The sequence below is a fragment of the Bacillus sp. AR13-1 genome, from assembly GCF_008042285.1.
Lineage (GTDB): Bacteria > Bacillota > Bacilli > Bacillales > Bacillaceae_G > Bacillus_A > Bacillus_A mycoides.
On the sequence record NZ_QNUA01000063.1, the window covers coordinates 1 to 18,330 of the forward strand.

An 18,330-nucleotide genomic window follows, 5' to 3' on the forward strand; every position below is an offset into this window, starting at 1 on the left:
ATGACAAGTTAACTTGTCATAATGATAATAAAACTGTACAATAAAAATATAATTAATAAGGGGTGGTTACTAATGATGCAAAAAGAGGAGATATTAAGAAAATACAAAAAAATGGGGCGAGATGAACGTAAAGAACTTATAGAATTAGATTCATCTAATTACGGTTTAATGGCTGTGCTTGTTTTAGTCCTATTTTTTAGTTCTTGGAAATTGATGCATGGTATTAAAAGTTACGAATTAATTTCAATTTTTTCTGGTTATATAGCTAGTACCAGCTTTTATAAGTTTAAAAAATTGAAAGCACAAAAATTTCTTATTGCAAGCATTTTAGCAATAATGAGTACAATTGCAAGTGCCATAGCTTTCTTTCTGGAGGGATGATAATTGAAAGATGAATTAGTACTGCAAAATCGTTTGAAAGTAGCAAGAGCTGAGAAAAAAATATCACAGGGAGAATTAGCTGAAATGGTAGGAGTATCTAGGCAAACAATTAGTTCTATTGAAACAGGACAATTTTGTCCAACTGCAAAGTTAGCATTAGTACTTTGTATAGCACTAGATAAAAAATTTGAAGAATTATTTTATTTTTGATTAATTGGTGTACTGGGAGTCAAAATAAATCCCTATCAATCTAATTTTTTATTATCCATAAAGCAAAAAATACGCCATCCTTTCCTATGAGCCTACCGAAAGAATAGCGTATTTTTTAATTTTAAGAAAATTTAATTTTGTTAGCTTAATAGCGATATATGTGCTCTTTAAATAAGTTATTAGAATCTTGATGCTTTAAATAAAAATTTATATAAAATATAGAAAAATAAAGTTATCAAGGCACCTTGCCATAAACTTAAGTTATAAGAAAGATAAGGGTGTTTTTTAAAATACATATGTAATAATACTGATATTCCAAATGGAATAGAAATTGATAATACAAATATAATTCGGCTCTTCCAATTCATTATGAATTTAAACGAGAATCCTTTCATTACATATAAAATAATATAAAGACCTCCAATAAGAATTATGACAGATAGTGTGGTTTCCAGAATATCAAATGACACACCTTCAGTTGGATAGTTTTTTTGAAAAAACGAAGTTATTACAGCAGATATCGTATCTATTCCAAATTGAATAGCAAGTAGTAAACTAATAATAAAACCAATTGTTGGAAATTTTTCAAACATTGTTTGTTGAGGTAGGGCGGCAATTAATTCGTCACAATACGCTGGAAGATCCTCCCCAAATACATCATAAGCATTTTTTCCTTCTTTTTGAGATTCAAGAAGGTGGTCCAAAATCTCCAATAATAGTTCTTCTGATTGCCTTTCAGGAACATTTGAACAGCGAATATACACTAACATATTTCCATAAGCTAGTTCATTTTCTTCTGTTAGTAGCTCTCTTTTTTCATTATTCATTTTAGCCATTTCATCTGGTTTCATTTTGTTTTTCCCCTCCTAATAACCGATTTACAGTTGTTGATACCATATCCCAACTTTCCTTAAATATCTCTAATTGTTCTAATCCCTTCTTTGTTAAATGATAATACTTACGTTTAGGTCCTAGATTAGAGGTTTTCAAAGTTCCTTCGATTAACTTTTCTTTTTGCATACGCAATAAAAGTGGATAAATACTGCCCTCACTTACAAACGTAAAGCCATATTGATTCAATTTGGTACTTAGCTCATAACCGTATACTTCTTCTTGTGAGATGATATATAAAATACAGCCTTCTAATACACCTTTTAGCATTTGGCTATGCATCGATTCATCTCCTTTCAGTAGATTGCTATGCAAGTTAGTATGTAGTTAGAGTGTAACACCAGGTAACTTGCTTTGCAAGTCACCTGTTAGTCTTTATTAAAAGACTAACAAAAATCCCTAACAATTCTTTTGGATATTGTTAGGGATTTTTTCTATTTATGTTATGTATTACTCCACGTTGTCAGCAAATTAAAAATTGCATGGTTTTCTAAAATAAAAAAAAACGCCATCCTTTCCTACGATTCTATAGAAAGAATAGCGTATTTTTTCATTTAAAGTATTATATTATGATGACATTTTATTCAACCGTTCCTGAGATTGAATATTGGTTCTAACAAACAGTCCAGTGTATAAGAGGAATGTCCCCATTATTGCAATGATACCAATGTAAACGGACATCATCGTAGGAACCAAAAATGCACCAATGATAATAGTCATTCTTGCAGTTAGATCCGCACCAATATATGCTAGACCTGCAAAAGCTGAATACGATCCTCTTTTATCAGCCGGAATCATATTAGCTTGTTCTGCATTTCTGATTGGGGAGTAGACAAGTTCACCAACAGTGGCAATAAAATTAAAAATAATCAGTACGTACCAAGTGTTTGCAGATGTTACTGTCACATAGCCTACACCATATAGCACAAGACCTAAAAGTAACGCTTTTTTTCCACTTAGACGATCTGTAAATTTATTTACAATAAACGTTAAACATACTACTAAAAGCATATTCTGTATGTTAAGAATACTTAGCATCCTCACTCCTACTATTTCAAAGTTCCCAATGCTTATTGGATTGAATGTTTCTGAAAGTCGTACACCAATATAACTGTTTAAAGAAAACTCTGCCGCAAATATGAAGGTAGACCCTATTACAACTCTTAAAAATGCTCTATCTTGAATAGCAACTTTATAGTTTTGAATTAGATCAAGTACTATATTTCCATTCCTTTTTTCTAAGTACTCTTTAACTTCTGCAACTAGCCAAATTTTATAAGCAATTGGTAATGTAGCAGAAACAAAAGTCAGTAATATAAACAACTCTTTTTGGTGATTAATGTATAAAAAACCACCTAATGCTGCACCAATTGACATAGAAAGATTCATAAGCCAATAGTCAATTGTATAAACAGCCTTTCGATTTTCTGGTGTAGTTGAGTCTATGATGATAGCTTGCATGGATGGGCGCCCAAGACTGCTAGATATTATAAAACCTACATAAGTAATTGCAAATAACCAAATCATCTTATCTGTAGGATATAAGCTTAAAGTCATGAATAAAAACATCAAAGTACTAGAAAAAGAAGTTAACAATAAGATTTTCTTTCGTTGAAAGCGATCTGAAATGTAACCTCCAATTAAATTTGAAAAAAAACTCAAAATAACCGTTAAGATTAAAAATAACCCGGCCCATACTTTATTTATTTCTTGAGCAAAAAACAATGCCATGAAAGGCATTACTGCTGATGTAACAGCACGATTAAAAAACGATGTAATTAAGCGTACTTTTATATTTTGCTCAAAGTCTTTCCAATTCATCGTATCTCCTCCTTTTGTCTAATGTTATATTAAACTAGACTTATCAAACTAAAAATGGACATATCCAGAAAAACATGTCCGCTTATAAAAGGAGATAGGAAAATGGATAAAAATTTACTGAATCTATGGCAATCATTTTCTTCAGGAAGTATAAAAATACAAGACCTAGCAGATTTTTTTAATTTAAGTACAAAGCAAACAGTACGTTACTTACATAAATGGATGGATGAAGATTGGCTGACTTTCACTTCTGGAAAAGGCAGAGGAAATTCCTCCTCTCTTCAATGGTTGAAAAATATAGAACAAATCTATGAGTCACAAGTAATGGAAATTATGGATCAACAGCCTGTTGAAAAAAGCAGTAAATATTTACTATATAATTGGTCTCCAAACAGTAAACTACGCTTGATGACTAAGTTTCATTCAAAATTTGGCTATATACATAATTCGGATGATAAATTAATTATTCCTAGAAGAAAGCCCTTTTTAACAACACACCCGCTCGAGGCTGCCGATGTACATAGTGCACATATTGTCGCGAACGTTTTCAATCGACTTGTTTATATGGATGAAAAGGGGAACATATTCCCTGAAATAGCTCACAGTTGGGATTTAACTCAATCTAAGCTTAGACTATATTTAAAAAAGTCTATAAAATTTCATGATGGATCCATCTTAACAGCGGCTGACGTGAAACTATGTCTCTCAAAACTACGTAGTCATAAATACTATAAAGACTTATGGGCACCCATAGAAAAAATAGAGATTGTATCACCATTAATTATTGATATACATTATCCAGATAGTTGTAGTTATTGTTTACAAATGTTATGCATGATAAATACAAGCATTTATAAAGAAAATAACGGCCAAATCATAGGAACCGGTGGTTTTTATATAGGAGAGAATAACCAGGAGAAAACATCATTGATAGCATTTCATGATTATTTTCAAGAAAGACCTTTGCTAGATACAGTAGAATTCATTCAGGTCCCTCTAGAATTTGATACTATTTATCAATCTTCCAAACACCATAAAAGTAATTCTACCTTTCAAGTAGAAAGGAATTCAGGTTTCGGTGTTATAATTATGAATGCTTGGCGTAATTCGTCAATTCAACACATAGATGTTCGTAATTACTTACATTCTATTATCGCTAACAATATGAATCATATTCATGAATATGATTCTCAAAAAACCCCAAATATTAAAAGCTGTTTGAAAGACATAGATCATCAAGTCAATATTTCAAAAAGAAAACGTCCCGAATTTAAAGAACCACTTATAATAAAAGCTACTCAGTATACAGAAGCGACAACAAAATGGTTAATGAATATCTTAGAAAAAGAAAATATACCTTTTCAAGTTAAATGGGTTCCATTTGAAAACTATCTTAGGGATGAAAAACTTAATGAACAAGTCGATCTCTTTATTCATGGTGAAGTATTCGAGATGAATCAAGAGATATCATTTTATTATTTTTTAACAGCTAGATATTCACCATTGGCTAAGGTTTTAAAAACAAATAAATCACTAAAAAAACACCTTTCTAAATACAAACATACACATTTTGAGGAGTGGGCTTCATTAAATAAGAATCTTGAAAAAGAACTGATAGAATCCTCTATTATGATTCCCTTATACTATGATACACGTCAAATTCCTTTTTCATCAGATTTAACGAATATTAAGATGAAATATTTTGGATATGTGGATTTTTCTCAACTTTGGATAAGACCTTTAATTTAAAATTCACAGGAAACCTAATTCACTTGTAATAATTATCACCCTATTTAATTTCCCTGATGCCAAAGGTAAATTTTTTAGGAGTACGCATACATCGCTATCAGGTCAACTAAACTGGTATCTTAGAGTCATCAACTTAAACAATAACTAACACTATCTCCATGTTGTCAATATTTTGAAGGACTCACAAAACAAAATTATTATCTCTCCACAGTTATCTATGAGAAGTTAGCTCGTTTTTTCGTTTTTGGGAACCATCAATTTCTAAGCTTGATGACGATGTGGCGAGACTCCTTAATATAACACCAATTATCAGTAGTCGTATCTAGAAACCTAAAAAAGTCCCTTTAGATCTTCTAAAGGGACTTTTCACTCATATAATCCTATCTATAGTTAAACAAATAAGATTGAATAAATTTAATTTTTCTTGTTTTATCTAATAAATTGTTTAGGCATTTCTTTAACGTGCTTATCATCATCACGCCAATCATAGGTTTCTTTCTGTGAAATATCTAAAGTTTGATCTCCAATTCTAACAATATTCTTATTTACCCATTCAATATATGGATCCTTATCTGGATAGTTCCAATATATATTTTTTTCTGAATCTGTATCAAGGTTAACTAATTCACCCCTAACAGCATCCGCACTTAATGATCCTGCATTATGAAAATAAGTCTTAATGAGATATTTTCCATCTGGAGATTTCACTGTTCGAATTAATTCACCTTTTGGAACACCTTGCAAACTAAAAAATTCCCAATATCCAAATCCAATTATAATTACTAACATAGTAAGTATAGTTATTAATACTTTTCTTTTTGTTTTTTTAATTTCACCTTTTGTATTTATAATACTCACTCATTCATTCAACTCCAGTCCATAGAATGTAAACCATATTATACCATTAAATAAATGGTATAATATATCAAAAAATAAAAATCCTACCTTAATAGTTTTTATAAAAAGGGCATATTTCACATAATTCTCGTTATCAGTAGTTAATAATGAATAGAATTTTCATTCTGGGGGGTACTTTAAAATTTTAGCTTGATGGGTATGGGGTAGCGTCACATCACCATCAAGCTAAGAAATGCAAATACCCCAGAACGAAATTTTGTGCTAACTTGTAACAAAAAGCTCATTTTTTCGTTTTGGGGTATTTCTGAATTTTTAAGTTGATGGGTATGTTGCCGTGCCCCTATTAGACTAGATCATGAATTATGAAATAAATTTTTAGTATATTAGAGTAAGTAGTAAAGATCAATCTATTGAGAGACGACTCGCGACCGCATCAGAGATAAGTATTTCTGAAGATTCCCCCATGCATCATATTCGTAATTCGCAATAAACTCAACAGAAAACTATTCACTTACGCAAAAGTACATCAATATCCTCCTTGAATTTCAAAATACAAATTATTAATAAAACAAGTAAAGTAGCTATATTAAGAACATTGAAGATATACAAAAAAACAACACGCCTGTCAGTACATCAGATATAAATCCTTCTCTGACATTTTTTAAATATTGATTGAATTTTTCGAAGACAGCATAACTTTCTCTAGTATAAATATGATAATGCAAGTAAGAAACTCGTTTTACATATAGCAAACACGTTATAATGATTACTGAAATCTTGCCGAATATATAGGTGTGACAGATGAAAAAATGGAACTCATTAAACAAGAAACAAACTTAACACAAAAGATGCGTTTTCAGCGATACAAATAGGATTGGACCAAATCGCAAAATCTTTACAACAAGGAGAAAAAGTACAGTTACTTGTTTTTTGAGGACATCCGAAGTCCAGGAACTAGCAGAGCGTAACGGTCGTAATCCAAAAACAGGAGAAGCGATGAAGAGTCTTCCTTCAAAATTAACAGGTTTTAAAACCAGCTAAGAACTTAAAATATAAGTTATATTCTAATATTTTATTGTTAATAACTGACGGTATCATTATATTTCATTCTGCAGCTTATTTAGAAGAGTTATATACATTTCGAAGAAGTTCTTCAATAAGTTTTGTTTTTTCATTCACCTTTGTGGCATATGTGAAATCACCATAACAATATGGATACCTAAAATTATTTTTATTTCCACCACAAGTGTACATCGCTGGATTTTGATCAACTTTCATCTTAGAAAACTTTTTAGCCGAATCTTCCGAGTGTTGTTTAACTTCTTGACTGGCGATAAAATCAATATACCCTGGTCCCATATTATAGCTTTGAATAATTGTCTCCATGCTAACATCTTTTTCCGTTCCATATTTGTACATTTGAGCAAAGTGTTTTACCCCTTGTTTAATGCTCAAGCTTGTCTCTTGAATTTCATTTAGCTTTAATCCCAGTGATTCAGAAGACTGCATAGGGTCGTTTCCCTCACCTCTACTCTCTTGGTACATAATTCCTAATAAAACTGCTGTTTTCTCTCCTAAATTATATTTTTCTAATTCTTTTTTCAAGGTGAGCTCATATTGCAAAACACGTTTTTCGGTCGCAAGCGCTTTATTTTGTTGAATATTGGTTTTATGATTAAGATATAGTATTCCAAGCATTGTTCCTAAACCTAAAATACTAATAAAGAATAATATAATAATTCTTATTTTACTCGTATTCTTCATATATTCCTCCTCGTATAAGAAATTCTATTTTTCAAAGGTGATTGGTTATTTACAAAATATGTAATAGAAATCTATCTCCAGCTCCTTTTTAGACTTAAACATTAATACTTTAAGGTTTAAAGTTTAATATAAAAATTTAAAGATAAGGTAAAGATAAGATAAAGATAAGATAAAGGGCATTTTTTATGCTTACATTAAAAAGGTATTGGTACAAACGGATATGTGGGACAACTTGTTGATATGAATGGATTTAGTGATAATTCAGAGATTATCGTACAAGTTATTAATTTTGGAGGTATCATTTTAGAAAAAGATTTACCCTATCTTTTTAATATACTTTATATGGAAAACTAAGAGATAAAATATAAGAAAAAACGGCGAACCCTCCACGTAGGAGAATCTACCATCACAAATAACTGATTATTTCACACCTAATTTTCCTTCCACTATCGTAGGAAGCTCGTCTTTCTGCACTTCTTCCCAAGCTGTTACACCTTTTTTATCTGAGTGATATACACGTAGGAATGCTTTTTTACGAAGATTCTTTTGCGCAGTAAATTCTAACTCCTTTTCTTTACCTTCCTTATCAAAACCCGATAATATATATTCATACTCCTTTCCCATCACTTCACCATCCATAGATTTTGAAACTCCCTCTTTTCCATCCATTGTAATTTGAACGTAATATTCATCTTTACCCATACGGTTGATATCACAACCAACTAATAAGCTTGCAAATATAACTAAAATACTAAAAAGTGCAATATGTCTTTTCATGTTGTTCACCTCTTTGATTTTCTATTATACTGTAATCTTATTCTGTTTTTGTTTGAAGAGAAATTCAAAAACATGACGTCCACATTACATTTTCGTAAGATAACAAAATTAACTACGTAAATACTTACAAATGAGATATTATCCCCCTAGACGCTATACAATGAAATATTTGCTTAACCATTGAAAATCATTTGAAGGATTACTTTCTTCTTCATGTTCTTTACTATTTCATGACTTGTTTCAAATTAACTCCCCTCATTTACCGCCTTCTAACAATCCGCATCACACACGGCTTAATACATTATCAAAAAGAAAAAAGCTCTGCACTATGCAGGCTTTCTTTATGATTTCACCGCTAAATTATTCATAAAACTTTCTATAGAATTCGCCTGAAATATACGAAAATGGGGAGATTGAACGTCGTAATGTTTGTCAGTAATTATAAGGATTGAAGGAAAGAATTTAGAACCTTTCGGTTGCCAGGATTCATTGTGCCATTCTTGGCTATGGAAGTATAACTCGTATCTGTTTATCTTATCTTGCATTATTTTTTTACTGTACACTGACTTTTGAACTTCAATAAAGAATGGTGATCTACGCCATATAGTAAAAGCATCCGGCTCCATATATTCTTTCCCATACTTTGGTTCAACTTTGAATAGTTTAGGATTTTCATAATGAACGAGTTGTTTGTATACGTCCACAATACCAAGGAAATGAGGGGTTTTTTGACTTGTCTTTCTGATAGAACTCGGTTGCGGAAAATAAATGTATGGGTGCTGCCAAACATTCGCATCAACATAGCCATCTCTTCTTAATCGTTTCATAACCGTATTACAGCAAGTTACCGCATTCTTTAAGCCTTGAAAATGCAAGTCAATAATATCGTCACGGGACATGCATCTAAATCGCTTCAAATCATTCAAAATTCCTTTATCTCTACTCTTCATCATCTAACACCCCAAATAACGGAATTTCTTCTTGCGATGAATTCTGAAGTATTTTCTCCTCTTTAGACGTGCAATATGGTTTAACAATTTGTTTCGCCTTACTTAATTCCAAATAAGGAGCTTGCACTTTCTTTAATCCATTTTGTTTTAAAATCATTTGGCCAGATTGCTCTAAGTGCTCTGAACCAGGAGTACCCATGATATTACTATTAATTGCACTATCACATTTAAAGCCGATTCTAACGGTCATATTTAGTTTTAACTTACCATCTAACACTTTCGCATCTGGCCGCTGCATACTAAGCATAAGAAAAACTCCAAGTGATCGACCGACTGCTGAAATCTTTTCAATTGTAGTCATACACTCTTTTTCATCTTTAAGCATAGCCACTTCATCGATAGCAAGTAGAATATATGGTTTTTGATGATCTGGATTTAATTTGTTGTAGGCATCAATATGATCAACCTCATATTCTTCCATAAGTTTTCTTCGTTCTCTAATTTCCTTCCACACCTTTTGAAGCATTATTTTCATTTCAATTTCTTCCATACAAACTTCTTTTACATGCTTCACTCTTCGCAAGAAATGAAATTCAGAGTTTTTTAAATCTCCAAGATACAAATGCAACGTATCAGGAGACATATATTGAATGAGTGTGGATAGTACAACACGTACCATACTACTTTTCCCGCTTCCCGTTTCCCCTGCAATTAATAAGTGCGGTGAATTGGAGTCAATCATATCGTACGCAATCATTTTTCCGAATTGGTCCCTGCCAACCACAACAGGTAAACGGTAACCTTTTAATAGTGGCTGCCACTCTTTATAACAATAATTGTACGATTTTAGCCCAGCATTTGAACGGAATACATGTAGGACAAATCTTTTCACATCACCTTCAATCGTAATATTCCGTCCTAATATTTGCTGAAAACAAAACCACTTCTTTTCAATCTTCTGTGGATCTAATCCGTTTGGTATGGTAAAAACATACCTCACGCTTTCTGCTGAAGAAGAAACATTATGTACCTTTGGATAAATAGGCACTTTTCCCCCGCGTGTTTGATGTTCCGCATATAAACCTGCTTTTCCGAACACCTCCATAAGCTGATTCCTTAACCTTTGCGTACGAAGCCACTCCTTTATAATCCCCATTACTCCCTTCCCTCCTTAAAACATGATTACGATACGAACAAATACATATCCAATCAAGCAAACTCCACCAATTCGCGTTCCGTGATAAATACCTTCACTTACAAATTTAGCTGCCGATATATAGTCATGTCGCACCAAGTATTTTTCTAACATGACTGCTCCGATTAAAATCGTTCCCATAACTCCTAATGCAATGTAAGTATGTAATACCTGATCCGACATATGAAGGAATGCGAAAGGACTTAATGAATTGTATTTACGTATTTTCTTTTCTTTATCTTTGTATGACCGATCCATAAACTCGCGAAAAGGAATCGTTTCTTTCCTAGCACGCATTTAAATGCCCCCTTTATAAACAGAATTTAGAATATAGATATTACATAGCTTCATCTACTTAATACCGTGGTAGTTTTACCTTGGTAGAAATCTTGATAAATAATGTGGTAATCATTCGCAACTTACTTTGGTAACCTCTTATTCTTCTACCTTAATAAATACCGTGGTAGCTGCTTTGATACATCATATTGTGGACAGCTTGTACATTATGTAAAAAACTTTTTCCGTCTATGCGAATAGTTTTTTACATTTATGTCCACAATGTTGAAAATGGGTTCAGGAGGGATTTAAGTGTTTTGGAAATTCGGAGGTAAAAACCGAACGAAATTAGGTAATTTTTTAGATCGGAATGGCTTCACCCAAAATGATTTAGAAAAGAACGCGAAATTAAGTCGCCCTACAGTTTCAAAGGCGTGCAATGATAAAGAATACATACCTAGTCCAACTGTAATGAAAAAAATTTTAAAAGTTATTAGGCAAATAAAACCCAACGTTAAATCCACCGATTTTTGGGATATGTAAAAACTGGCTAACTAGAGTCAGTTTTATTTTTTTTTTAAAAACCTTTATAACAGAACGCATATTCGTATATAATAAGAACATACATTCTCATTTAAGGAGGCATAACGGTGTATGACTACTCAATTTTGCCAAATCGAATTGTTTTATGTGTAGATCTTCGCAGCTTTTATGCAAGCGTGTCCTGTATCAAGATGGGCTTAGACCCACTGCATACTAAATTAGCTGTAGTAGGAGATGTGAACAGGAGTGGCTCCATTGTTTTGGCTGCAACACCACCATTAAAGGCATTAGGTGTTAAGAAAATGGCAAGGTTGTACGAAATACCACGGCGTAAAGACATTCTTGTAGTAAATCCAATCATGGGAACTTATATAAAATGCTCAAATTACATAACAAAATTAGCTTTACAATACGTTCCGATTGAGGATTTCCACCAATACAGCATCGATGAATTCTTTATGGATATTACAAATAGTATCCATCTGTTTGCGAATGAGCCATATGAATTTGCGTTGAAATTCAAACGTGAAATATATGAGAAAACAAGAATTGAATGCACAATTGGGATTGGGCCTAATCCTTTAATGAGTAAGATTGCTTTAGATGTGGAAGCGAAGAAGACAAAAGACTGCATCGCATATTGGAAGTACGAAGATGTACCCATAAAATTATGGCCGATACGACCACTTAGTAAGTTTTGGGGGATTTCGAGTAAAACAGAAGTAAAGTTAAATCGAAAAGGAATACATTCAATTGGAGACTTAGCGCAATACCCGCTCAAATACTTAAAACAAAGCTTTGGGGTTATTGGCGAAGAATTACACTCACATAGCAACGGCATTGATTTTAGCCGTATTGCAGAAAAATACATACCAACAACAACTTCAATGGGTAAGAGCCAAATACTCATGCGTGATTACACGATAGAGGAATTCCCGATCATCCTACTGGAACATATCGAGGAAGTTTGTTATCGAATGAGAAGACAAAACAAACTAGCTCAAACAATCCATTTTTCCATTGGTTACAGTAAAAACTACGCTGGCGGTTTCAGAAAAATTCACACTATGAATCGACCAACCAATTTAACAATGGATATCTATCATATTTGTACATATTTTTTACATAAGTTTTATACCGGGGAACCAATTAGATCCATCAATGTTTCTTTAACCAACTTAATCAATGAAGGTGAAGAACAAATATCTCTTTTTGACAATGTAATACAACGAGAAAAAGAAATGAAATTAACGAAGGTAATGGATGAAATACGCACTAAGTTTGGTAAGAATAGCATATTAAGAGGAATTTCTTATACAAATAGTGCTACAGCAAGATACAGAAACACATTGTTAGGAGGGCACAAATCATGAACGACACTAATATGCCAAAGGGAAGAGGAATGGTGAAATGGACGCCATTTATTATCAAGACCTAAATCAAAAAAACACTTAAAATACCAATCTCCTAACATATTATATATGACTAATATGTTAGGAGATTTCATTTTGGGTAATGGAGTCACATTTAATTAGTTATGTTAAAAAGCAATTAGGATAACTTTTTCTAAAAACGTATTAAGCGCTAGGCATCGGTGTTGGGGTTGCGTTTATACCTTCGTTCTTATATTGTTTGTCGATGTATTCACGAATTTCTAAAGTAGAGGCTCCATTTTGTTTCATTAAAACGGCTTGGAAAGCAATATCTACACAAGCAGCTTGACTCATCGCATGTGATTCCCATGTAACTTCACCGTTCTCTTTAATTTCACGGATAAAACAATCTTTATTGCTTTTATGGTCGGAGTTTTCGTCACACCCACAGTAACAAGGAATCCATTGTAAGAGTTCGGTGTCTTTTCCTACCATCCCATAAATTTGAGAGACTTGTCCATTTGTGGTTGATGATAAAAAAGAAGGAAGAGTTTCTATATTAGCTGTTGTTTCTAGAGTATCGCCTTTAAAATGTTCACCTTTATTTTTGGTTTCTTGTAACTGATTTTGTGTGTGTTTTTTACTAGTCGGTGATGAATCAGTAACGGAACTACAGCCGATTAATAGGCTTACTAATAAAACTATAGGTATGATCTTTGACATCATACTGTCTCCTCTCTGTAGAAACTCCTTTATAGGTGATGCTTCGGTTTACATGTTTTTTATTAATTCGTTTTTGATCTCGTTAACAACATAAACAAAGTAATCATACAAAAAGCAATTAAAGCTAAAAATGGGATTGTGATAAAACCTAGCCAATTAATGTAATCAACATTACAAGGGACACCTTGGACGCATGGATTAATCTCTGAAACACCAGGGATTTTTTGTATTGCATAGTGATAAAGTGAAATACTTCCACCGATAATAGAAATTGGTAATACATATTTTTTAATGTTCTTTTCATTATAAAACGTGGCAATGCCTAAAATAATACAAAGCGGATACATCATTATTCGTTGGAACCAACACAATTCACATGGTATGAACCCAAGAATCTCACTAAAAAACAGGCTACCTAGTGTAGCAATCATTGAAACAATCCATGCCATATATAAGGTGTAATTACGCCATTCAAAGTTCTTTTTTGTTGTATTCATCATTTCTTTTCCTTCAATGCTTTTTCAATTAAATTTTTAATTTGTTCATAATCATAAGGATCAGATAACATTGTTCCATTCACAACAATGCTCGGTGTTTGTTCTACACCGTAGTCTTGTGTTAGTTTCTCATCTCTGTTTACTTCTTCTTGCTCTGCTTGTTTTTTCAAATCTTCTTCGAGTTGAATAGTATTAATACTTGGTGTATATGTTTTTGCAATTTCTAATAGTTTTTCAGGAGTAATCCATGGATCATCGTGATTTTCTGGTTGTGCGTTAAATAGTTCTTTATGGAAGTTCCAATATGCCTGTGGGTCTTGTTTATAAACAGATTCAGCAGCTAAAGCAGACAATTTAGATTCCGTTCCGTGGAACAAAACATTCACATATGAAAATTTAACTTTCCCTGTATCAATATAGTCTTTTTGGAGTTGAGGGAAGATACGTTCACCCCAAGCTTTACACGCAGGACACTTAAAATCTCCAAATTCTATAATAGAGACCGGTGCATCTTCTTTTCCTAAAGTAGGTTGCTTCCCTATAGGAGGTAGATCTTTTATCACCTTATTTGTAGCAACTTTTTCTTCTTTATTTAAGATGACGAAAGCTGTAACTGCAGCGAAAATGATTAATGTGGTAATTAACAATAATTTCATGTGAGAGCCTTGTTTTTTCTTCATGTAAACACCTCGAATTTTTAGAGTTTAATAGGAACATAATAAGAAGCTTTTTAGTTATCGAATTCGTTTAATATCACGGATGATATCTTCATATGGTGTGTTTTGAAGACCTGAATATTTCTTTACAACTTTTCCATCTTTGTCTACGAGATAGAAGCTCGTACCATGTATAACTTGTGAGTTATTTTCTGGTTTGGTTACAAGGGTTTGGAAGTTCTTTTTTGCAAACTTTTCAATGTCTGGTCGTGTATATCCTGTTAGGAAATGAGTTTTCTTCGTATCCATTTCATAGACTTTCATAAATTCTGTTATTTTTTCAGGTGTGTCTACTTCGGGATCTACACTGAATGATACAAACTCTACATCTTTAATTCCTTCCTCATGCAACATCTTTTGAAGTTTTGCCATATTAGCTGTCATAGGTGGACAAACTGTTTGACAACTTGTAAAGATAAAATCAACTACCCAAACTTTTTCTTTTAACTCAGATGAACCAAACTTTTTCCCATTCTGATCTGTAAATGCAAACTTTTCTACATCCCAATCGAGTGAATCTCTTAGTTTATTATCACTACATGCTCCTAGAATCGTAATTATGGAAATAAGCATAAGTAATCCAATTACACGCATTTTTTTCATATGTATACCCTTTCAAAATATATTTAAGGTACGGAGCTACTAGGTAGCCCCGAATCTTATTATTTGTTTCGTAATAAGCGCATACTGTTAAGGATTACAATAAGCGCAGCCCCTGTATCACTTAGTACGGCCATCCAAAGAGTAAGCCAACCTGGGAAGATAAAGAAAAGGGCAATAAATTTAATAATCAATGAGAACCATATATTTTGTTTAATGATGTGCAATGCTTTTCGACTTAGTTTCATAGTATAAGGAAGTTTTTCAAGATTGTCTGCCATCAAGACAATATCTGCCGTTTCCATTGCTGTATCAGTTCCTGCACCACCCATGGCAATACCAAGGTTTGCGGTAGCAAGGGCAGGGGCATCATTAATACCGTCCCCGATCATAGCTACTGTTTTCCCTTCAGATTGAAGTTGTTTTACAGAATGAACCTTATCTTCTGGAAGTAAGTTAGCAAAATAACGATCTACTTTTGCTTTCTGTGCAATGTGTTCAGCTGTTCCTTCATTGTCTCCTGTTAACATAACGGTTTCACGAATACCCGCTTGTTTTAATTCTTGAATTGTTCCATAAGTAGTAGAACGAATGGAATCTGCTACTGAAATCATTCCTAAAATAACTTTGTTCGTTCCAACAAGTATCACGGTTTGACCAATTCTTTGCATCTCATGAACCGGTTCGTTCCACATTTGAAGTGAAACTCCAAAACCTTCATATAATGCTTTATTTCCAGCGTAGTATGTTTCGCCATCTATCGTTACTTGCGCACCTTTTCCTACAATGGCGCGGAAGTCTGTTCCGCTTTGGATAGAAGTTTGATGCTCTTTCGCATATGCTGTAATTGCTTTTGCAATGGGATGATTAGAGTATTCTTCAATTGTTGATGAGATGGATAATAATTCATCTTCAGTACAATCTAAGCTTCGTACATGCATTACTTTTGGTTTTCCTTCGGTCAATGTGCCTGTTTTATCAAATGCAATAGCATTTAATGAACCAGCAATTTCTAGAGCTGTACCACCTTTAATGAGTACACCGTTTCTTGCTGCATTTCCAATTGCAGATACGATAGCGACTGGAGTAGAGATAACTAAAGCACAAGGACACGCAACAACAAGAAGTTCTAGTCCTTTATAAATCCATTCCATCCATTCGCCCATACCAAGAAGGGGTGGGATAATCATGACGCCAATTGCTAATACAAAAACGATAGGGGTATAGATTTTTGCGAAACGATCCACAAATGCTTCTGTGGGTGCTTTCTTTTCCTGTGCTTCTTCTACAAGGTGAATAATTCGAGATAACGTAGTATCTTCAACGAGTTTAGTTACTGTAATTTCAAGCGAACCTTCTTCATTGATTGTTCCTGCATATACAGAGTCACCAATTTGTTTATCAATTGGGATAGACTCACCAGTTATCGGTGCTTGGTTTACAGTAGAAGTGCCTCCTATAACTGTGCCGTCTAGTGGGATTTTTTCACCAGGCTTTACAACAATCGTTGTATTCACTGCAATATCATCTACAGATTTTTTTATAAGCTCAGTTCCAACTTTTATCCAAGCTTCTGATGGTGCTAAATCAATTAATCCACGGATGGATTCCCGTGTACGTTCAATTGATTTGTTTTGTAGTGTTGCTCCTAATGCAAATAACCAAACAACGGTTGCGCCTTCTAGCCATTGACCAATTAATGCAGCACCAATAGCAGCCGATATCATGAGAACGTTCATATCGAGTGATTTACTTCTTATTGCATAAAAGGCACTTTTTGCAGGTTTATAACCACCAATTATAATGCTCGCCGCATAAAGAAGTGTAATAAGAAGAGGTGGTACGTTTGTAAAGCTCCCTCCAAATCCTAGAGCTAAAAATAATCCTGAGAGAATCAAAATTGTATTTTTGGATTTTGAAACAGGTGCCGCTCCTCTACGAGTTCCTGCCAAGGAGGCTTCAAAACCTGCATTAGATACTTCTTTAATAATGTCATTTGCATTTCGATTATGACGAATTTGCATTTTTCCCGTAGCAAAACTAACTCGAACTTCCTCTACGCCGGAAACATTTTGTAGATGTTTTTCGATTGTTAAGGCACAAGCTCCGCAGTCCATGCCATCTACCACATATGTTTGTACGCCATCTCCTGTTACTTTCTGACTATCACGAGGTGATGGGGCTTCGCATGAGCTATCACTACAACAAGAAGTTTCTGATGTTACTTCTTCTATTTGTATGGCGGATGCAGAAGAGCAACAGGAAGATACCTTTTCTGTTTTAGGTCCACAACAGGATGCAGAAGAGTTATTCTCTGTTTTCACAGTATCAGTGTTACTACTGCAACAGGAATCTTTCTTAGCAACTGGAACAATTGGGATCTCTTTTTTAGAGGAACAACATGATGTTGTTTCCTTTGTTTTTTCTATTTTCACAGTATCTTTTTCACTACTACAACATGAAGCCTCCTTAGAAGCCACGGGAACAATTGGAATTTCTTTTTTTGAAGAGCAACATGATGAATTCCCCTTCTGAGTTCCTTCTTTAGTAGGAGTTGATGAAAATTCAATGTGAGAAGAAGTTTGACAGCAGCTCGTTTGTTTTTCTTTCTTATCTGTCATGACAACTTTCTCCCTTTTGAGATAAACATGCATCGTTTTTATCACATGATGCTACCTCGTTTTGAACTTCATGAAATACAACGTCAAACATTGTAAGTAACTGTTCGATTTGGGCATTTCGTAAAGAATAGTAGACATACTTTCCTTCTTGTCTGCCAAGAATAATGCCACATCCTTTTAAACAATTCAGATGTTGGGATATGTTTGATTGATTTCCGTTAATAATTTCTACAATTTCAGATACCGTTTTTTCCCCATCCATCATGCATTGAAGAATCTGAAGCCTTGTTTTATCAGCAAAACCACGGATAAATTTGGCTTTTATATCTAAATCATTTGTATTGCACAATTTTATTCACTCCAATCGTATTAGTAATTACTAATA

General features: G+C 33.4%; 22 protein-coding genes and 1 pseudogene. 8 read left to right on the top strand and 15 right to left on the bottom strand.

Features of this window, described 5'->3' with window-relative positions; translation table 11 throughout:
* Positions 1-75 precede the first annotated feature (75 nt).
* Together DN408_RS30825 and DN408_RS30830 are read left to right on the top strand one after the other, a co-directional pair.
* Positions 76-381 (top strand): DUF6442 family protein, encoded by a 306-nt coding sequence (locus DN408_RS30825; RefSeq protein WP_147740518.1) that lies wholly within the window; start codon positions 76-78, stop codon positions 379-381.
* 3 nt (positions 382-384) lie between these two features.
* Positions 385-591 carry a helix-turn-helix transcriptional regulator gene (locus tag DN408_RS30830; RefSeq protein ID WP_000651002.1) on the top strand — a complete coding sequence of 69 codons (207 nt, stop codon included), beginning with the start codon at positions 385-387 and terminating at the stop codon, positions 589-591.
* A 179-nt stretch (positions 592-770) separates the two neighbouring features.
* Here the strand turns inward: DN408_RS30830 and DN408_RS30835 are convergent, their stop codons facing one another.
* From DN408_RS30835 to DN408_RS30845, 3 genes are all read right to left on the bottom strand, one after another.
* Entirely contained in the window at positions 771-1,442 is a 672-nt protein-coding gene (locus DN408_RS30835) for a hypothetical protein (RefSeq protein WP_147740515.1), read from the bottom strand.
* Positions 1,429-1,764 carry a PadR family transcriptional regulator gene (locus DN408_RS30840; protein WP_033728700.1) on the bottom strand — a complete coding sequence of 112 codons (336 nt, stop codon included), beginning with the start codon at positions 1,762-1,764 and terminating at the stop codon, positions 1,429-1,431. Before DN408_RS30840 ends, DN408_RS30835 begins: the two co-directional genes overlap by 14 nt.
* 285 nt (positions 1,765-2,049) lie before the next feature.
* Positions 2,050-3,303: an MDR family MFS transporter gene (locus tag DN408_RS30845; protein ID WP_078179117.1), complete on the bottom strand. Its 1,254-nt coding sequence runs from the start codon at positions 3,301-3,303 to the stop codon at positions 2,050-2,052.
* 102 nt (positions 3,304-3,405) lie between these two features.
* Between DN408_RS30845 and DN408_RS30850 the strand changes: the two genes are divergently transcribed.
* Positions 3,406-5,052: an ABC transporter substrate-binding protein gene (locus DN408_RS30850; protein WP_078179116.1), complete on the top strand. Its 1,647-nt coding sequence runs from the start codon at positions 3,406-3,408 to the stop codon at positions 5,050-5,052.
* A 429-nt stretch (positions 5,053-5,481) separates the two neighbouring features.
* On the opposite strand, the gene DN408_RS30855 is transcribed toward DN408_RS30850, so the two are convergent.
* On the bottom strand, positions 5,482-5,910 hold the full coding sequence (locus DN408_RS30855; RefSeq protein WP_078179115.1) for a DUF5412 domain-containing protein: 429 nt from the start codon (positions 5,908-5,910) through the stop codon (positions 5,482-5,484).
* 382 nt (positions 5,911-6,292) lie between these two features.
* On the opposite strand from DN408_RS30855, the pseudogene DN408_RS32600 reads away from it, so the two are divergent.
* Both DN408_RS32600 and DN408_RS30860 read left to right on the top strand, forming a co-directional pair.
* A pseudogene (locus DN408_RS32600) lies at positions 6,293-6,367 on the top strand (recombinase family protein); the annotation flags it as partial.
* A gap of 473 nt (positions 6,368-6,840) precedes the next feature.
* On the top strand, positions 6,841-6,951 hold the full coding sequence (locus tag DN408_RS30860; protein ID WP_158080638.1) for an HU family DNA-binding protein: 111 nt from the start codon (positions 6,841-6,843) through the stop codon (positions 6,949-6,951).
* 75 nt (positions 6,952-7,026) lie between these two features.
* Here the strand turns inward: DN408_RS30860 and DN408_RS30865 are convergent, their stop codons facing one another.
* Positions 7,027-7,674: a lysozyme family protein gene (locus tag DN408_RS30865; RefSeq protein ID WP_002069780.1), complete on the bottom strand. Its 648-nt coding sequence runs from the start codon at positions 7,672-7,674 to the stop codon at positions 7,027-7,029.
* 222 nt (positions 7,675-7,896) lie between these two features.
* Here DN408_RS30865 and DN408_RS32295 point away from each other — a divergent pair, with 222 nt between their 5' ends.
* The gene (locus DN408_RS32295; protein WP_255449166.1) at positions 7,897-8,028 is read left to right on the top strand and encodes a hypothetical protein; all 132 of its coding nucleotides are present in this window, start codon (positions 7,897-7,899) and stop codon (positions 8,026-8,028) included.
* 66 nt (positions 8,029-8,094) lie between these two features.
* Here the strand turns inward: DN408_RS32295 and DN408_RS30870 are convergent, their stop codons facing one another.
* From DN408_RS30870 to DN408_RS30885, 4 genes are all read right to left on the bottom strand, one after another.
* Positions 8,095-8,451: a YxeA family protein gene (locus tag DN408_RS30870; protein WP_016096730.1), complete on the bottom strand. Its 357-nt coding sequence runs from the start codon at positions 8,449-8,451 to the stop codon at positions 8,095-8,097.
* A gap of 341 nt (positions 8,452-8,792) precedes the next feature.
* Positions 8,793-9,368, bottom strand: coding sequence for a replication-relaxation family protein (locus DN408_RS30875; RefSeq protein WP_016096731.1), 576 nt, complete (start codon positions 9,366-9,368; stop codon positions 8,793-8,795).
* Positions 9,369-9,390: 22 nt separating this feature from the next.
* Complete coding sequence (locus DN408_RS30880) at positions 9,391-10,557, bottom strand: FtsK/SpoIIIE domain-containing protein (RefSeq protein WP_078178901.1); 1,167 nt, start codon at positions 10,555-10,557, stop codon at positions 9,391-9,393.
* 15 nt (positions 10,558-10,572) lie between these two features.
* The gene (locus tag DN408_RS30885) at positions 10,573-10,893 is read right to left on the bottom strand and encodes a hypothetical protein (RefSeq protein ID WP_002069793.1); all 321 of its coding nucleotides are present in this window, start codon (positions 10,891-10,893) and stop codon (positions 10,573-10,575) included.
* Positions 10,894-11,184: 291 nt separating this feature from the next.
* Here DN408_RS30885 and DN408_RS30890 point away from each other — a divergent pair, with 291 nt between their 5' ends.
* Positions 11,185-11,415, top strand: coding sequence for a helix-turn-helix domain-containing protein (locus DN408_RS30890; protein WP_002090389.1), 231 nt, complete (start codon positions 11,185-11,187; stop codon positions 11,413-11,415).
* A gap of 107 nt (positions 11,416-11,522) precedes the next feature.
* The gene (locus DN408_RS30895) at positions 11,523-12,788 is read left to right on the top strand and encodes a Y-family DNA polymerase (RefSeq protein ID WP_078178902.1); all 1,266 of its coding nucleotides are present in this window, start codon (positions 11,523-11,525) and stop codon (positions 12,786-12,788) included.
* A 204-nt stretch (positions 12,789-12,992) separates the two neighbouring features.
* Here the strand turns inward: DN408_RS30895 and DN408_RS30905 are convergent, their stop codons facing one another.
* From DN408_RS30905 to DN408_RS30930, 6 genes are all read right to left on the bottom strand, one after another.
* On the bottom strand, positions 12,993-13,511 hold the full coding sequence (locus DN408_RS30905; RefSeq protein WP_016127860.1) for a PCYCGC motif-containing (lipo)protein: 519 nt from the start codon (positions 13,509-13,511) through the stop codon (positions 12,993-12,995).
* 62 nt (positions 13,512-13,573) lie between these two features.
* Positions 13,574-14,011 (bottom strand): disulfide oxidoreductase, encoded by a 438-nt coding sequence (locus DN408_RS30910; protein ID WP_016127859.1) that lies wholly within the window; start codon positions 14,009-14,011, stop codon positions 13,574-13,576.
* Positions 14,008-14,688 (bottom strand): DsbA family protein, encoded by a 681-nt coding sequence (locus tag DN408_RS30915; protein WP_016127858.1) that lies wholly within the window; start codon positions 14,686-14,688, stop codon positions 14,008-14,010. The genes DN408_RS30910 and DN408_RS30915 overlap by 4 nt, the downstream gene beginning before the upstream one ends.
* A 54-nt stretch (positions 14,689-14,742) precedes the next feature.
* Entirely contained in the window at positions 14,743-15,327 is a 585-nt protein-coding gene (locus DN408_RS30920; RefSeq protein WP_078178903.1) for an SCO family protein, read from the bottom strand.
* Positions 15,328-15,386: 59 nt separating this feature from the next.
* Positions 15,387-17,945, bottom strand: a complete 2,559-nt coding sequence (locus DN408_RS30925) for a heavy metal translocating P-type ATPase (protein ID WP_147740516.1) — start codon at positions 17,943-17,945, stop codon at positions 15,387-15,389.
* The gene (locus DN408_RS30930) at positions 17,935-18,294 is read right to left on the bottom strand and encodes an ArsR/SmtB family transcription factor (protein WP_016117806.1); all 360 of its coding nucleotides are present in this window, start codon (positions 18,292-18,294) and stop codon (positions 17,935-17,937) included. The genes DN408_RS30925 and DN408_RS30930 overlap by 11 nt, the downstream gene beginning before the upstream one ends.
* Positions 18,295-18,330 lie beyond the last annotated feature (36 nt).

Bases quoted from the DNA above. Each gene is read 5' to 3' on its own strand.
- DN408_RS30825 (WP_147740518.1), top strand. From the start codon at position 76: ATGCAAAAAGAGGAGATATTAAGAAAATACAAAAAAATGGGGCGAGAT.
- DN408_RS30835 (WP_147740515.1), bottom strand. From the start codon at position 1,442: ATGAAACCAGATGAAATGGCTAAAATGAATAATGAAAAAAGAGAGCTA.
- DN408_RS30840 (WP_033728700.1), bottom strand. From the start codon at position 1,764: ATGCATAGCCAAATGCTAAAAGGTGTATTAGAAGGCTGTATTTTATAT.
- DN408_RS30845 (WP_078179117.1), bottom strand. From the start codon at position 3,303: ATGAATTGGAAAGACTTTGAGCAAAATATAAAAGTACGCTTAATTACA.
- DN408_RS30850 (WP_078179116.1), top strand. From the start codon at position 3,406: ATGGATAAAAATTTACTGAATCTATGGCAATCATTTTCTTCAGGAAGT.
- DN408_RS30865 (WP_002069780.1), bottom strand. From the start codon at position 7,674: ATGAAGAATACGAGTAAAATAAGAATTATTATATTATTCTTTATTAGT.
- DN408_RS30870 (WP_016096730.1), bottom strand. From the start codon at position 8,451: ATGAAAAGACATATTGCACTTTTTAGTATTTTAGTTATATTTGCAAGC.
- DN408_RS30880 (WP_078178901.1), bottom strand. From the start codon at position 10,557: ATGGGGATTATAAAGGAGTGGCTTCGTACGCAAAGGTTAAGGAATCAG.
- DN408_RS30885 (WP_002069793.1), bottom strand. From the start codon at position 10,893: ATGCGTGCTAGGAAAGAAACGATTCCTTTTCGCGAGTTTATGGATCGG.
- DN408_RS30905 (WP_016127860.1), bottom strand. From the start codon at position 13,511: ATGTCAAAGATCATACCTATAGTTTTATTAGTAAGCCTATTAATCGGC.
- DN408_RS30910 (WP_016127859.1), bottom strand. From the start codon at position 14,011: ATGATGAATACAACAAAAAAGAACTTTGAATGGCGTAATTACACCTTA.
- DN408_RS30915 (WP_016127858.1), bottom strand. From the start codon at position 14,688: ATGAAGAAAAAACAAGGCTCTCACATGAAATTATTGTTAATTACCACA.
- DN408_RS30920 (WP_078178903.1), bottom strand. From the start codon at position 15,327: ATGAAAAAAATGCGTGTAATTGGATTACTTATGCTTATTTCCATAATT.
- DN408_RS30925 (WP_147740516.1), bottom strand. From the start codon at position 17,945: ATGACAGATAAGAAAGAAAAACAAACGAGCTGCTGTCAAACTTCTTCT.